Source organism: uncultured Sphingopyxis sp., assembly GCF_900078365.1.
In the GTDB taxonomy this organism is placed as follows: domain Bacteria; phylum Pseudomonadota; class Alphaproteobacteria; order Sphingomonadales; family Sphingomonadaceae; genus Sphingopyxis.
The window spans coordinates 702,215-714,582 of record NZ_LT598653.1; the positions used below are offsets into that span (position 1 = coordinate 702,215).

A 12,368-nucleotide genomic window follows, 5' to 3' on the forward strand; every position below is an offset into this window, starting at 1 on the left:
CTACGGGCTAGATCGAAAGCAGGAGATTCGCGGTTGCGCGGGGCTCGTCGATCATCATGTCATGGCCGCAGGGCATCACATGCGTCTTCCATTGAGGCTCTGTGCGCAGTTCGTCGTAGAAGCGCCGGAACGGAGTCTGTCCTCCGGTTCCCCAGCCCGATGCGTAGACGAAGTGGCGATTGGAAATTTCGAGATGTTTGCCCGTCAGGCGCAGTTCCTGGAGCATCGGGGCAAGCGGCTGGGGGGTGCACAGCCGTGCGACTCGCTCGCGGTTCGCGGGCTTGACGCCGAAACTCTCGGGCGGGGGCGGCGCGACGCTCCATCCGTCGGCACCCATCGCGGCGGTCGCATCCCCGACACTGCTTCCCTGTATCTTGCGGATCGAATCGCCGTCGCGGCGCGGCACATAGGCGTCCAGATAGACGATCCCCGCGATCCGGTCGGCAAGACGATCGGCGACGCCGGTGATCACCATGCCGGCATAGGAGTGGCCGACAAGGATCACGTCGGCGAGTTCCTCGAATTCGAAAACCTGCGCGATATCCTCGATGTGGAGATCGAGGTTGACGATATTGACCCCGAGATGGCGCCGTTCGCCCAGCCCGGTCAGCGTCGGAGTGTAGACGACATGTCCCTCCGCGCGAAGAAGTGCCGCGACGTCGCGGTAACACCAGCCGCCATGCCAGGCGCCGTGAACGAGGATGAATGTCTTCGAGCGTCGGGCGGGCGATGATGCGGCGCGCGCCTCGGTGGCCGAAAGACCGCTACCCAGAATCGCCGCGCCGAGCGCGCCCAGCATCGTCCTGCGATCGGTCGTCACCAAAGGATCTCCCGCTGAAATTGCGATCCACGCTGTGCGAACGCCGCGCTGCTTTTATTGTGCGTCACGGTCGAACAGGTCGCGGGCGACGGCGATCGCCGACATGGCCGTGGGCCACCCGGAGTAAAAGGCAAGATGGGTGATGGTCTCGACGATCTCGTCCCGCGTGAGCCCGTTCTTCAGGCCGCGGACGATATGCGGACCAAGCTGTTCGGTGCGGTTCATCGCGACGAGCGCCGATATGGTGGCAAGGCTTCGGTCGCGCTTCGACAGGTCGGCCCCTTCCCACACGTCGCCGAACAGCACCTCGTCGGTATAGCGCACGAGGCGCGGCGCGATGTCGCCGAAGCGCTCGGCCACGACCGAAGGCGGACGGTCTTCCTCAGCCATTTCGCTTCTCCTCGGTTTCGGGTTCGAGGCCTTCTACGAGCAACACGCGATAATCGCCAGCCTGCCGCCGGAACGCGCGCGCTTGGCTATATTCGGGGCTGTTGTACCATGCCCGTGCGGCCTCGAGCGTCGGGAATTCGACCATCGACACGCCGTCGCAGTCGGGACCTTCAAGCACCTCGACATGACCGTAACGCGCGCGCCGCGTTAATGCGTCGCGCGGGGCCTTCGCTGCGAGCTCGGCATATGAGCGGAGCGGCCCTTCGTCGTGAAGCCTTTCGCGGATGGCAATGATATAGGCCGGCATATGTCAGTCCTTTCCTGTCGGCTCGGCCCAGACGGGATGACGCCCGCCTCGACCCTGGACCACTTTGAGGCGCATCGCGCCGATACCGGCAATGCTGATAAGAACCTCGTCGCCATCGACGACCGGGCCGACGCCGGCGGGCGTTCCGCTCGCGATGACGTCGCCGGGCTGAAGCGTCATCACCGACGAGGCCATCGCGATCATTCCCGGGATATCGACGATCAAATCGCGCGTGTTTGCCGACTGGCGGAGCTCGCCGTTCACGGTGAGGCTGAGAGCGATATCGCGGTGATCAGCTATTTCGTCGGCGCTGACGATCCAGGGTCCGAGCGGGCAGAAGCTGTCGAACGACTTGCGCATCACCCGCTCTTCCTTGCCGCGTACCACGAAGTCGACAAGGCAGGCATAGCCGAACAGGTGATTCATCGCATCTTCGCGCGAGATGTCGCGCCCGCCGGTGCCGATGACGAGCGCGAGCTCGCACTCGTGGTGAACCTCGCGGCCGGGCAGGTCGGGCAGGACGATCGAGTCATAGGGCCCGCTGAGACTCGAATTGGCCTTGAGAAAAAAGCCCTGGCCGCTCGCGGGCTTCGGCGAAATCAACGCGCCGGCCGCCCGCATCTCGTCGATATGATCATGGTAGTTGGCGGGAAAGGCGACGACCTTGTTAGGCCATGCCAAGGGGCATTCCAGCCTTGTCCCCCCCAGCGGGATACGCGGCCGGTCGGCAAGGTCCTCGAGACGCGGAGGCTCCTGCGCGAAGGCGGCGATAGCGCGTGTGCCACCGACCGGCGGCCATTCGCCAGGGCGCACACCTGCAAGATCGCTGACGTCGATCAGCGTGTCGCCGTCCACCAGGGCGACGCGGCCACCGTCGAGTGCGGCGATTTTCATGCAACCTTCTCCCGGTGTCCCTTCAGGGGGGCTGCGGCCATGTCGCCGCTTACTCGCGCGATCAATTCCGCCGCGTCCGCCGGCGCCGCGTTTCCGCGCCACGCCACCTGCCCGTCGGGCCGGACCAGCACGAGGCGCGCCGCATAGAGATCCGCTGCAGCCCGGTCGCCAATATCGACAACCCGGAACGGCATGCCCCGCTGCGCCGCCGCGCGCGCGATCTCCTGTCCTTCGGCCGCCGGAGCGCCGAAGCGCAGCAAGACGAATTCCTTGCCGAACTCGTCGATGATCGACCGGCCTTCGGAAAGCCAGATATGCGGGGCGCGCGAACCCGGCCGAGCGGTCTGCTCATAGCTCGACACCCGGTCCTCGGGCTGCGGCGTACCGTCGGGGACGATGATCGGCGATCCCTCGTACATATATCCGAGATGGATACCGATCGAATACCATTCGCGGCGCATGAGCTCGGTATATTGGTCGCCGAACTCGCGCCGCGCCGCCTCGGACTCAGGGCCCTCGCCGAAGATGCGGGGGTCAGGCGACAGCACGCGCGGCGACAGCATGCGTTTGAGATTCTCGGTTGCCTCGGACACGTTGCGGACCGCGACCGGGCGTTGCTCGGCCTCGTAGGAAGCGAGAAGATGCCGGCCGCCCCAGCCTTCTATCATCGCGGCGAGCTTCCATGACAGATTCACCGCGTCCTGTATTCCGGTGTTCATCCCGAACCCGCCCGTCGGCGAGGTGAGGTGCGCTGCATCGCCGGCAATAAACACGCGGCCACCGCCATAGCTTTCCGCAACCAGTTGGCGGCGGATCCACGGCAGGATCGAAAGGATTTCATAGTCGAACGTCGTGCCGACGGCGCGCTCGATGGCGGCACGTATTTCGATTTCGTCGGGGGTCCGCTTCGTGCTGTCGCCGACGAGCGAGAAACGCCATTGATCGCGGCCGTTGATTGCGACGAGTGTTGCCCAGGTGCCTTCGGGGCCGATGAAGATGTAACGATAGGCTGGATCCATCCGGTGGAGGCGCTCGAGATTCTCGCAGCGAAAGACGACGTTGGTCGTAAAGGTGAGGGTAGGCTCTCCGCTCATCTCGATTCCGAGGCGCTGGCGAACAAGGCTCGCGCCGCCGTCGCAGCCCACCAGATATCGCGCGCGGACCAGTTCTTCCGCGCCGGTCTCGACATTGCGGATCCGAGCCGCGACATGGTCGTCGGCTTCGTCGAAATCGAGCAGCTCGCTCTGATAGCCGAGGGTCGTTCCCGGCCACTGCGCGGCGAATCGGCGGAGGACCGGGTCGAAGAAATTCTGCGGACAGCGTTCGCGCTTTTGCGGGCTTTGCGGCGGACATTGTTCCTGGCTCGGCGGCGGGAAAGGTTCGCGACCGAACTCGTAGCCGTTGAGCGAGGTGACCCACGCACAATCTTGCGGATAATCCCGGTTATAGCCGGCCTCGAGTACCCAGGGAACGATGCCCCAGCGGCGGCAATATTCCATGGTACGGACGCCGACCATGTCCATCTTCGGTTGGCGGACGACGCCATCGGTGCGCTCGACGACATGGCTGGCGACGCCGCGGAAACCGAGATCGCCGGCGAGCGCGAGGCCGACCGGACCCGCCCCCACGATCAGCACGGGCACATCGATTTCGGTCTGCGAGGAAAGAGTGTCGGACAAGTTCTTCACCTGGATCTGCGGGGTTAGTCGAAGGACTCGTGGAAGAGTCCGAGCTTTTCGAGCGCGGGCCGGTCGTTGACGTGGAACAGGATCGCGTCGTCGGCCGTCGAGGCGTTGCCGATAGCGTGGGCATGCCAGGAAGGGATGGCCACGAAGTCGCCGGGCCCCCAGTCGAAGGCCTGGCTTTCGATTTCGATGCGGCCGTGGCCGCGCACGACATAGAAGACGCTCGTTCCCGTATTGCGGTGCATTTGGCCGCGCATGCCCGGACGCAGGCGCTGAAGCACCGTGCCGATCGTCGAGAGCGCGTGGCCGCCCGTTACGGGGTCGCGATACTCGAACGCGGTGTCATGATAGGGATCGGGATCGAGCGAAGCTGCGCGCTCGAGCACTTCCAGCGCCCTCGTCCAGCTATAAACGGGCACGGGCGCGGCGGGAAAGCTGCCGCGCCGGCCAAGCGGTCGCATCAGCCCCGATCCATATTCGAGCATGGAGCGTTCCGCCACGGGGGCCGTCGTCTGGAGTTCGCTCGTCCCCGGCTCGAACATGGTGGCGTCGAGGGCGCGCACCAGCGAAATGTCGAGCACGTCGAGCCAGATCATCGGTTCGTCGCCGCGATGCTCGTGATCGTGCCAGGCAAGGCTCGGCGTCAGGACGAGATCACCCTTGCGCATCGCATAGCGTTCACCATCGACCGTCGTGTGAGCGCCATCACCGGTCATGATGAAGCGCAGCGCGGTCGCCGTATGTCGATGCGCTGTGGCGATTTCGCCGGGCAATATATATTGGATTGAACACCAGAGGGTCGTGGTCGTCCCGTACGGCAGGCCGGGATTGGTGAGCCGAAGCGTACGACGCTGCCCTCCCGATTCGAGCTTCAGATTCGCACCGATGCGGCTGAGCAATCGCTCGATATCGGCCGCCTTCCAGTGGAGCGGGACCATCGCCGGCTTCGGCGCGCGGGTGAAAAGCGGCGGATCGTCGGGCTGCGCCACGCGCGTATTATAGCGCGCGAGTTCTTCCGCCAGCGCCCGCCGTTCCGCGGCGTCGCTCATCCGCGCCTCAACCATGACGGCAACTCCGCTCGCGGCGAGCGATCGGCTGCCTGAAAGAGCGCAGGCTTGTCGTTTCGGTTGTGGGTCGTCGCCCCGGCCTGTTCGTCATTATTCCCCGCCGATCCATGCGTTTCATGATGCCAAGGGTGTGAAATAGAGCGCTTCCTGTATGCCCCCTTCCGCGGGGACAGAGGCACCGAAGTGGTCCCCGTAATGGGGGACTGACGCCGAAGCCGGAAGCGGTCATAGAGCAAGAAGGCGAGAATGATCGGTGACGGCGGCCGGCGACCGGACCGGCGCGAACGGTACGCGCATGGGAGAGGCACGGGGTTGGTTCGTCACGCGAGGCTGCGGGTGGGACCCTCTTCGGTTCTGCCGGGCAAGACCACGGCGATCGGCAGTCGCTGACTGAGAAGAGGACGGGAATGCGCGCGATGAAGAACTGGTATCGTTGGTATGTGCTGGGCGTGCTCGTCCTGATCTACATGGTCAACCAGATCGACCGCCAGATCATCACCGTGCTCGCGCCCTTCATCAAGAAGGACCTCGATCTAACCGACGCCCAGATCGGCCTGTTGTACGGAACCGCCTTCGCGCTCTTCTACGGTGTTTTCGGCGTGCCGCTTTCCAAGCTGGCCGACGCCTGGCACCGGGTACGCACGCTGTGGGGCGGTCTGCTCTTCTGGTCGATCATGACCGCGCTATCGGGCCTCTCGGGCAGCTTCGCTCACCTGACGATGGCACGCGTCGGGGTGGGTATCGGCGAGGCCAGTGCCTCGCCGGCCGCTATTTCGCTCCTCGGAGACCTGTTCGAGAAAGAGAAAAGATCGACTGTGCTGTCGCTCTACACGACCGGTTCCTACCTTGGCATCGGCGCGTCGCTCGTCGTGGGCGGCGCGATCGTCTCCGCCTGGAGTGCCGCCTATCCGGATCCGGCCTCGGCGCCTTTCGGGTTCGCGGGATGGCAAGCCGCCTTTTTCGGGGTCGGCATCCCGGGTCTGTTCCTCGCATTGCTCGTGGCGCTCACCGTTCGCGAGCCGACCCCCGGCGCGCTCGAAGCCTTGCCCCAGACCAATCGCGGTGTCCCGCTTCGCGGCGTGCTGTTCGACCTCGCCGCGATGATCCCGCCGTTCAGCTTCGCGCTGATCGCGCGCCGCGGCACGCCGCGTCACCTGCTCCAGAATATCGGCGGCGCTGCCGTGATCGCCCTCGTCGCTTGGCAGGTCATCGTTCATACCGACAAGCTTCTGCCGCCGGCCAAACGCGCGGTGATCACCCAGTGGGGCGAATTTTTGCTCACGACCAATGTCGTCCAGTGGATGGCGATCGGTATCGCCGCCTATGCGGTTCTCAGCTGGTTGCAGGCTGTGAAAATCAGCGACGTCGTCACCTATCGCCTCACCGCGGGCTCGCGCACATTTCTCGCCTTGCTCGGCGTCAGTGGTTTCATGGGCATTTGCGCGAACTCGCTCTTCGCCTTCGTCTTCCTCTATGCCCACCGCTATCTCGGTTTCGAACCCGAACAAGGCCTCGTGCTCGGCGCCATCGGCGCCGCCACCGGCGTGCTGGGCGCCAGTATCGGCGGCGTGCTCGGCGATATCGCCAAGCGCCGGCACCCGGCCGGGCGTGTCTTCGTGTCGATCGCTGCGATGATCCTCCTCTTCCTTTGCAGTTTCGTCCAATATCAGGCCGGGGACCGGACGACCTTCTACGTCGCCTTCACGATCGGTTCGATCGCGATGACGCTCTGGGTGGGCTGCATGCACGCCACCGCCCAGGATCTCGTGCTTCCCCGGATGCGCGGGATCGCCTTCGCGCTGAAGGCGCTCAGCACGTCGGTGATCGGGCTGGGCCTGGGGCCTTATGTTGTCGGGCTGACCAGCGACGTCACCGGCGATCTGCGCGGCGCCATATTGGCCAGCCTCTACAGCATTCCGTGCGCGATCCTTTGTCTCCTTTACGTCGCGAAAACGCTCGCGCGGGAAGAGGCCAGCGTCCTCCACCGCGCGCACGCGGCGGGCGAACCGATTCCGGAAGCGTTGCTAGGACCTCTTCCGGAGGCAACCGTTTCGGCTCCGGCGATCGGCCCGGCCCCGCAGCGAGGCTGAACGATCATGGCCTTCGATGACTTTGCTACGAAGCATGTCGCCTGCGGCGACGTCTCCATCTTCGCGCGCCACGGCGGCGAGGGGCCGCCGCTGCTTTTGCTTCACGGCTATCCACAGACCCATATGATGTGGCGGCAGGTGGCAGACCGGCTCGCCTCGCACTTCACCATCATCGCGCCCGATATCAGAGGCTATGGCCGCAGCACCCAGCCGCCGGAGCGCGAAGGCCATGCCGCCTATGCAAAAAGATTGATGGCATGGGACATGATTGCGGTCATGCGGTCTTTCGGCCACGAGCGCTTTTTCGTCGCCGGTCACGATCGCGGCGGCCGCATCGCCTATCGCATGGCACTCGATTATCCGGGCGCGATCCGGAAACTCAGCATCCTCGATATCATACCGACCGGCGAGGTGTGGGCCCGCGCGGATGCCCGCTTCGCACTCGGCTATTGGCACTGGGCCTTTCTCGCGCAACCGGCGCCGCTTCCCGAGCGGCTGATCGGTGCCGATCCCGAGACCTTCTTTTTCAAGGAGCAGTTCCCCGGCGCCGCCGACTATCTCGATCCGGTCGGCTATCGCGACTATCTGGCGTGCATGGAAAACCCGGCGGTCATTCATGCAATGTGTCAGGACTACCGCGCCGGGGCGTCGTACGACCGGGTGCTCGACCAGCATGAAAAAGGGAAAGTCCGTATCGACATCCCCCTGCAGATATTATGGGGAAGCCGCGGCGCGCTCGAGCAATGGTACGACGTGCTCGCCGTGTGGCGCGAATGGGGCAGCAAGGTCGAAGGGCAGCCGGTCGAGGCAGGTCATTTCCTCGCCGAGGAGAATGCCGCTGCGACGGGCGATGCGCTATTGGACTTCTTCGGCCGCTGAGGCTTCGCTGTCTGCGGTGGTGAACAGCGGGGCGCCGCGCCACGAATCGCGATTGAAGCCGGCCGTCTCGGCCGCGAGCGAGGATTGTTCGGCTATGCTGCTCGGGGGCAGGCCCCGCTCGCGCTTGAAGGCCTGGCTGAACGCGGCTTCGGACGCGTAGCCGAGCGCATGCGCGACCTGTGCCACGCGTGCGCCGCCCGCAAGCTTCTGCTCCGCGAGGTGCATCCGCCATTTGGTGAGATAGGCGACCGGCGGGATGCCGGCGATGGCCTTGAAGCGTTGCGCGAAGGCCGTGCGCGACATGCCCGCGAGGCGCGCCAGTTCGTCGACATGCCAATCATGCTCGGGCCGGTCGTGAAGATGCTTGATCGCCGGTCCGATGCGCGGGTCGGTGACCCCGCGCAGCCAGCCAACCGCGCCGTCACCCATTTCCTCCAGATGATATCGAAGAACGTCGAGGATGATCAGCTGCGCGAGCTGGCTGATCGCGCCGCCGCCGCCGATGCGCCCCTCGCGGACCTCGGCGTCGAGCCGCCCGATCATGGCGCGCACGCCCGCGGCGGCCGACCGGTCGCGGCCGAGCTTGATCGCGGGAGGCAGGATGTCGAGCAGGAGATGTCCGCGATCGCGATCGAGTGCGACATGCCCGCCGATCATGCGCGCGCCGGCCGACGTGCCGATCTTTCCGATACCGCTTCCGGCGTCGGTGAAGACTTCCGATGCATCGAGCGGAGTGGCGGCCAGGTTCCCGGCGAGCACGAATGGCAGCGTGCCGTTGAGAAGCAGAACGTCGCCGCTTTCGAGGGGGAGGGCCGGGGTCTCGTCGGAGTACACCCACGCCGACCCTTGCAGCATGGCGACGAACTTCAATCCATCGGGCGCCGGGCAGCGGACCGCCCAATCGTCGCCCGCGACAAGGCCGCTCGTCACGATCATGCGCGGGTCGATGAGCGCGATGAGGTCGGAAATCGGGTCATTATGCATATTGAACGATCGCGATGAATTCCTGTCGGACCGAAGATGGTGATCGCGGCGCCGCGTGACTAGCTCCTTTTTCGAAGAAAGGACGATTAATCCATGATCCAGAAACCCCTGGGCTCCGCCTTCGGAGCCTCCTCCACCGCCGCCGATGTCATCGAGGGCCATGATCTCGCCGGTCGAAACGCGATCGTTACCGGCGGCGCCGCCGGGCTCGGCCTCGAAACCGTCCGGAAGCTGGCACAGGCGGGCGCACGCGTGATCGTGCCGGCGCGATCGCGCGAGCGGGCGGAGAAGGCGCTGAGCGGTATCGCCAACGTCGAAATCGCCGAAATGAACCTCGCCGATCCGCAATCGGTCGACGCCTTCGCCCGTGACATCGTCGCTGCGGACCTTCCTTTACATATCCTGGTCAACAGCGCGGGCATCATGGCGACGCCGTTCGAGCGCGACGGGCGCGGCAACGAGATGCAGTTCTCCGCCAATCACCTCGGTCATTTTCAACTCGCCCGCGGCCTGCGGCGCAACCTCGCGGCGGCGAACGGCGCCCGGATCGTCGCACTCTCGTCGCGCGGCCATTTCTACGGTGGTGTCGATTTCGACGATCCCAACTTTACCGTGCGGCCCTATGACGCGACCCTCGCCTATGCGCAGGCGAAAACGGCGAATGCGCTTTTCGCATTGGGCGCCGATCGGCGCTGGGCCGACGACGGCATACGGGCCTTTTCCGTCCATCCCGGCGGGATCGTGACCGGCCTTTCCAAGCATCTTCCGGTCGAGGTCATCCGGCAATATGGCGCGATCGATGATGATGGAAACCCTGTCATCGACCCCGACAATGACAAGAAAAACGTCGAGCAGGGGGCTGCCACCCAGCTCTGGTGCGCGGTTGCTCCCGAGCTCGAAGGCCACGGCGGCGTCTATTGCGAAGATTGCGATATCGCGCTCCCTTCGCCGGCGGAATCCGAGGTGCGCCGCGGCGTGAAACCCTGGGCATCCGATCCCGAGCTTGCCGACCGTCTTTGGGCCTTGAGCGAGACATTGGTGCCGGCGGGCTAGAAAATCCTGTGTCGCGGGGGGATCTTCCGATTCCCCCGCGACAATTCTTCCGATCGCGACCGAACTGCCGAGGCTCGTTCGAGCAAGGCGCAATTGCTTCGAACCGCGAGGCCGGGTGGCCGGGACGTATGTCCAGGCCCTGCGGGGCTAAAGGTCTCGGCACATGCTCAAGCATGTTTCCGTCGCCCGGCATGCGGGACCGCGCGCTTGCATTGCGAGCGCGGCCCCTTATGCTGAACCCGCGCATCTTTTTTAAAAGCTGCGCGAGGCAAGACTGCCGCGCAAACGGGAAATTGGGCCGGAGCAAAGCGTTTCCGGGCCGCAGCCGCGAATGTCCAGGCCGCGCAGGCGGTTAAAGGCGGCAGCGCATGTTCCGGGCCGGCGTCTGGCAACCGGCATGTCCGGTTGGCCTCCCTGCCGGAGAGCGCCCATGGCTTTGGGCTTGGGGACCGCGCGCGGCGCGCGCTGTCGACGCGCGCAGCGCGCTACTTGCATGCGCGGAGACCGCGCGTGCAGCTGAAACCGATCACCGAGAAAATGGAGTTCGCGGTCGTTGCCGAGGCGGACCCGTTGCCGCCCGACGACCGTCGCGCACTGCCGCGAGGTTCCGCGCTCGAAGCGCTATATCGCGCGCATCATGACGGTCTTCTGCGGTTCATCCGGCGCCGGGTGCGCGATGAGCGCGCACGCGACGTGGTGCAACGCGTCTTCTGCCGGCTGGCCGGTCTCAGCGAGCGGGAACGGCGGAGCATCGCGGCCCCCGCCGCCTATCTCCGGCGCGCCGCCGACAATATGCTGCGCGACGATGCGCGGCAGAACGAGCGGCGCTCGGCCATGCTCCATGTTGGCGAGGATGAGGTTGCGCTCCGCTCGGCCGACCAGCTCGCCGCACTCGAGGCGCGCGATCGCCTGCGCCGGCTCGAAGCGGCACTACTGCGGCTCAAGCCGCGGACGCGGGAAATATTTCTCGCGCACCGGATCGATGGTTATAGCTATGCCGAAATCGCTGCCCGAACGGGACTCAGCGTCAAAACGGTTGAAATGCATATGACGCGTGCCATCGCCTATCTCGCGCAATCGCGTGCGACGCCATGACGCAAAGGTCGCGGCGGGCCGACGCGCGTAGCGCGGCCGAATGGTTCGCGGTCATGCGCGGGCCCGATGCCGATGCCGAGCGCGCCGCCTTCGAAACGTGGCGGGCGCTCCCCGCCAACGCCGAGGCCTATGCGCGCCTCGACGCGACATGGGACGAAAGTCTCTTTCTCGCGAACAGCCGGACCGGGCGGGACCGCGATCTTATGCGGGTGCGGCGGAAGATGCCCCCTGCCGCGCTGCTCGCTGCAGGCATAGCCTTGCTGACCCTGCTCTCGGCGGGCCTGATGACGGCGCAGATGGGATGGCTGGGTTCCGCAGGCACGCAGACGCCCGCGGCAACGACCATCGCGGCCGTGGACGGCGTGCGGACGCTCACGCTGGCCGACGGTTCGAAGGTGACGCTCGATCGCGATGCGGCGCTTTCCGACCTCAGCTCGCCTCGCGAGCGGCGCTTCACTCTCCTGCGCGGCCGCGCGCGTTTCGATGTCGCGCACGATCCCGCGCGGTCCTTCATCGTCGACGCCGGCGCGGGGAGCGTGATCGCGCATGGCACGCTCTTCGATGTCGGCTTTGAAGACGGCGCGGTGCGGGTCGTCCTTCTCAAGGGCTCGGTCGAAGTCCGGGACCGCCAAGCGGCGAAATCTTCCCCGCATGGCTCGCGCCTGCTTGCGCCGGGCGAGGAGCTTGTGATGCGCGTCGGAATAATGGGCGTGCCTTCGCGAACCGACGCGTCGCGCCTCGCCTGGACCGAGCCGATGATCGGCTTCGACGAGGTGCCGCTCGCCGAGGCGGTCGCGGCGTTCAATCGCGGTGGCGGACAAGCCGTGCGGATCGAGAGAGGGGGGGATGGCGCGAAGCGCGTGTCGGGTGCGTTCCGGCGCGACGACCCCAAGAGCTTCGCCGACGCGCTCGGCGCGAGTTTCGGGATGACGGTCGAGACGACGGCGGACGGGAGTCTCTTGCTTCGCGAGGGCAAGAGCGATGTTCGGTAAGCATCCGGTAGGGCAGCGAGCGCCCGGCTGAAAAAGTCACAGGGTTAATCCGGCGACGGGCGTCTCACCGGTCGAAGAGGGCACAAAGCGTGCCCGCTCGACCGGGAGACGA

General features: G+C 65.6%; 12 protein-coding genes. 5 read left to right on the forward strand and 7 right to left on the reverse strand.

Going from position 1 to position 12,368, the window contains the following annotated elements; all coding sequences use genetic code 11:
- Positions 1 to 7: 7 nt before the first annotated feature.
- Genes QZL87_RS03115 through QZL87_RS03140 form a run of 6 tightly spaced genes read right to left on the reverse strand, consistent with a single transcriptional unit; the run spans position 8 to position 5,145 of the window.
- Positions 8 to 820: an alpha/beta fold hydrolase gene (locus QZL87_RS03115; protein ID WP_295323629.1), complete on the reverse strand. Its 813-nt coding sequence runs from the start codon at positions 818 to 820 to the stop codon at positions 8 to 10.
- A 54-nt stretch (positions 821 to 874) separates the two neighbouring features.
- A complete protein-coding gene (locus tag QZL87_RS03120) occupies positions 875 to 1,210 on the reverse strand; it encodes a carboxymuconolactone decarboxylase family protein (RefSeq protein WP_295323631.1) in 336 nt (111 codons plus the stop codon).
- Entirely contained in the window at positions 1,203 to 1,517 is a 315-nt protein-coding gene (locus tag QZL87_RS03125) for a DUF1330 domain-containing protein (RefSeq protein WP_295323634.1), read from the reverse strand. Before QZL87_RS03125 ends, QZL87_RS03120 begins: the two co-directional genes overlap by 8 nt.
- Positions 1,518 to 1,520: 3 nt before the next feature.
- Complete coding sequence (locus tag QZL87_RS03130; protein WP_295323636.1) at positions 1,521 to 2,411, reverse strand: fumarylacetoacetate hydrolase family protein; 891 nt, start codon at positions 2,409 to 2,411, stop codon at positions 1,521 to 1,523.
- Positions 2,408 to 4,090, reverse strand: a complete 1,683-nt coding sequence (locus QZL87_RS03135; RefSeq protein WP_295323638.1) for an FAD-dependent oxidoreductase — start codon at positions 4,088 to 4,090, stop codon at positions 2,408 to 2,410. Before QZL87_RS03135 ends, QZL87_RS03130 begins: the two co-directional genes overlap by 4 nt.
- 23 nt (positions 4,091 to 4,113) lie before the next feature.
- Entirely contained in the window at positions 4,114 to 5,145 is a 1,032-nt protein-coding gene (locus QZL87_RS03140) for a cupin domain-containing protein (RefSeq protein WP_295323641.1), read from the reverse strand.
- A gap of 425 nt (positions 5,146 to 5,570) precedes the next feature.
- Here QZL87_RS03140 and QZL87_RS03145 point away from each other — a divergent pair, with 425 nt between their 5' ends.
- Together QZL87_RS03145 and QZL87_RS03150 are read left to right on the forward strand one after the other, a co-directional pair.
- Complete coding sequence (locus tag QZL87_RS03145; RefSeq protein WP_295323643.1) at positions 5,571 to 7,253, forward strand: MFS transporter; 1,683 nt, start codon at positions 5,571 to 5,573, stop codon at positions 7,251 to 7,253.
- A 6-nt stretch (positions 7,254 to 7,259) separates the two neighbouring features.
- On the forward strand, positions 7,260 to 8,132 hold the full coding sequence (locus QZL87_RS03150) for an alpha/beta hydrolase (protein ID WP_295323646.1): 873 nt from the start codon (positions 7,260 to 7,262) through the stop codon (positions 8,130 to 8,132).
- Here QZL87_RS03150 and QZL87_RS03155 read toward each other — a convergent pair.
- Complete coding sequence (locus QZL87_RS03155; RefSeq protein ID WP_295323648.1) at positions 8,109 to 9,116, reverse strand: AraC family transcriptional regulator; 1,008 nt, start codon at positions 9,114 to 9,116, stop codon at positions 8,109 to 8,111. The genes QZL87_RS03150 and QZL87_RS03155 overlap by 24 nt on opposite strands.
- Before the next feature lie 93 nt (positions 9,117 to 9,209).
- On the opposite strand from QZL87_RS03155, the gene QZL87_RS03160 reads away from it, so the two are divergent.
- The 3 genes from QZL87_RS03160 to QZL87_RS03170 all read left to right on the forward strand — a co-directional run bounded on the left by QZL87_RS03160 (position 9,210) and on the right by QZL87_RS03170 (position 12,256).
- Positions 9,210 to 10,169, forward strand: a complete 960-nt coding sequence (locus QZL87_RS03160; protein ID WP_295323651.1) for an oxidoreductase — start codon at positions 9,210 to 9,212, stop codon at positions 10,167 to 10,169.
- A 510-nt stretch (positions 10,170 to 10,679) separates the two neighbouring features.
- Positions 10,680 to 11,264, forward strand: coding sequence for a sigma-70 family RNA polymerase sigma factor (locus QZL87_RS03165; protein ID WP_295323653.1), 585 nt, complete (start codon positions 10,680 to 10,682; stop codon positions 11,262 to 11,264).
- On the forward strand, positions 11,261 to 12,256 hold the full coding sequence (locus QZL87_RS03170; RefSeq protein WP_295323655.1) for a FecR domain-containing protein: 996 nt from the start codon (positions 11,261 to 11,263) through the stop codon (positions 12,254 to 12,256). Before QZL87_RS03165 ends, QZL87_RS03170 begins: the two co-directional genes overlap by 4 nt.
- Positions 12,257 to 12,368 lie beyond the last annotated feature (112 nt).

Coding starts and splice junctions, on each gene's coding strand:
- QZL87_RS03120 (WP_295323631.1), bottom strand. CDS start 1,210: ATGGCTGAGGAAGACCGTCCGCCTTCGGTCGTGGCCGAGCGCTTCGGC.
- QZL87_RS03155 (WP_295323648.1), bottom strand. CDS start 9,116: ATGCATAATGACCCGATTTCCGACCTCATCGCGCTCATCGACCCGCGC.
- QZL87_RS03170 (WP_295323655.1), top strand. CDS start 11,261: ATGACGCAAAGGTCGCGGCGGGCCGACGCGCGTAGCGCGGCCGAATGG.
- QZL87_RS03125 (WP_295323634.1), bottom strand. CDS start 1,517: ATGCCGGCCTATATCATTGCCATCCGCGAAAGGCTTCACGACGAAGGG.
- QZL87_RS03150 (WP_295323646.1), top strand. CDS start 7,260: ATGGCCTTCGATGACTTTGCTACGAAGCATGTCGCCTGCGGCGACGTC.
- QZL87_RS03145 (WP_295323643.1), top strand. CDS start 5,571: ATGCGCGCGATGAAGAACTGGTATCGTTGGTATGTGCTGGGCGTGCTC.
- QZL87_RS03160 (WP_295323651.1), top strand. CDS start 9,210: ATGATCCAGAAACCCCTGGGCTCCGCCTTCGGAGCCTCCTCCACCGCC.
- QZL87_RS03130 (WP_295323636.1), bottom strand. CDS start 2,411: ATGAAAATCGCCGCACTCGACGGTGGCCGCGTCGCCCTGGTGGACGGC.
- QZL87_RS03140 (WP_295323641.1), bottom strand. CDS start 5,145: ATGAGCGACGCCGCGGAACGGCGGGCGCTGGCGGAAGAACTCGCGCGC.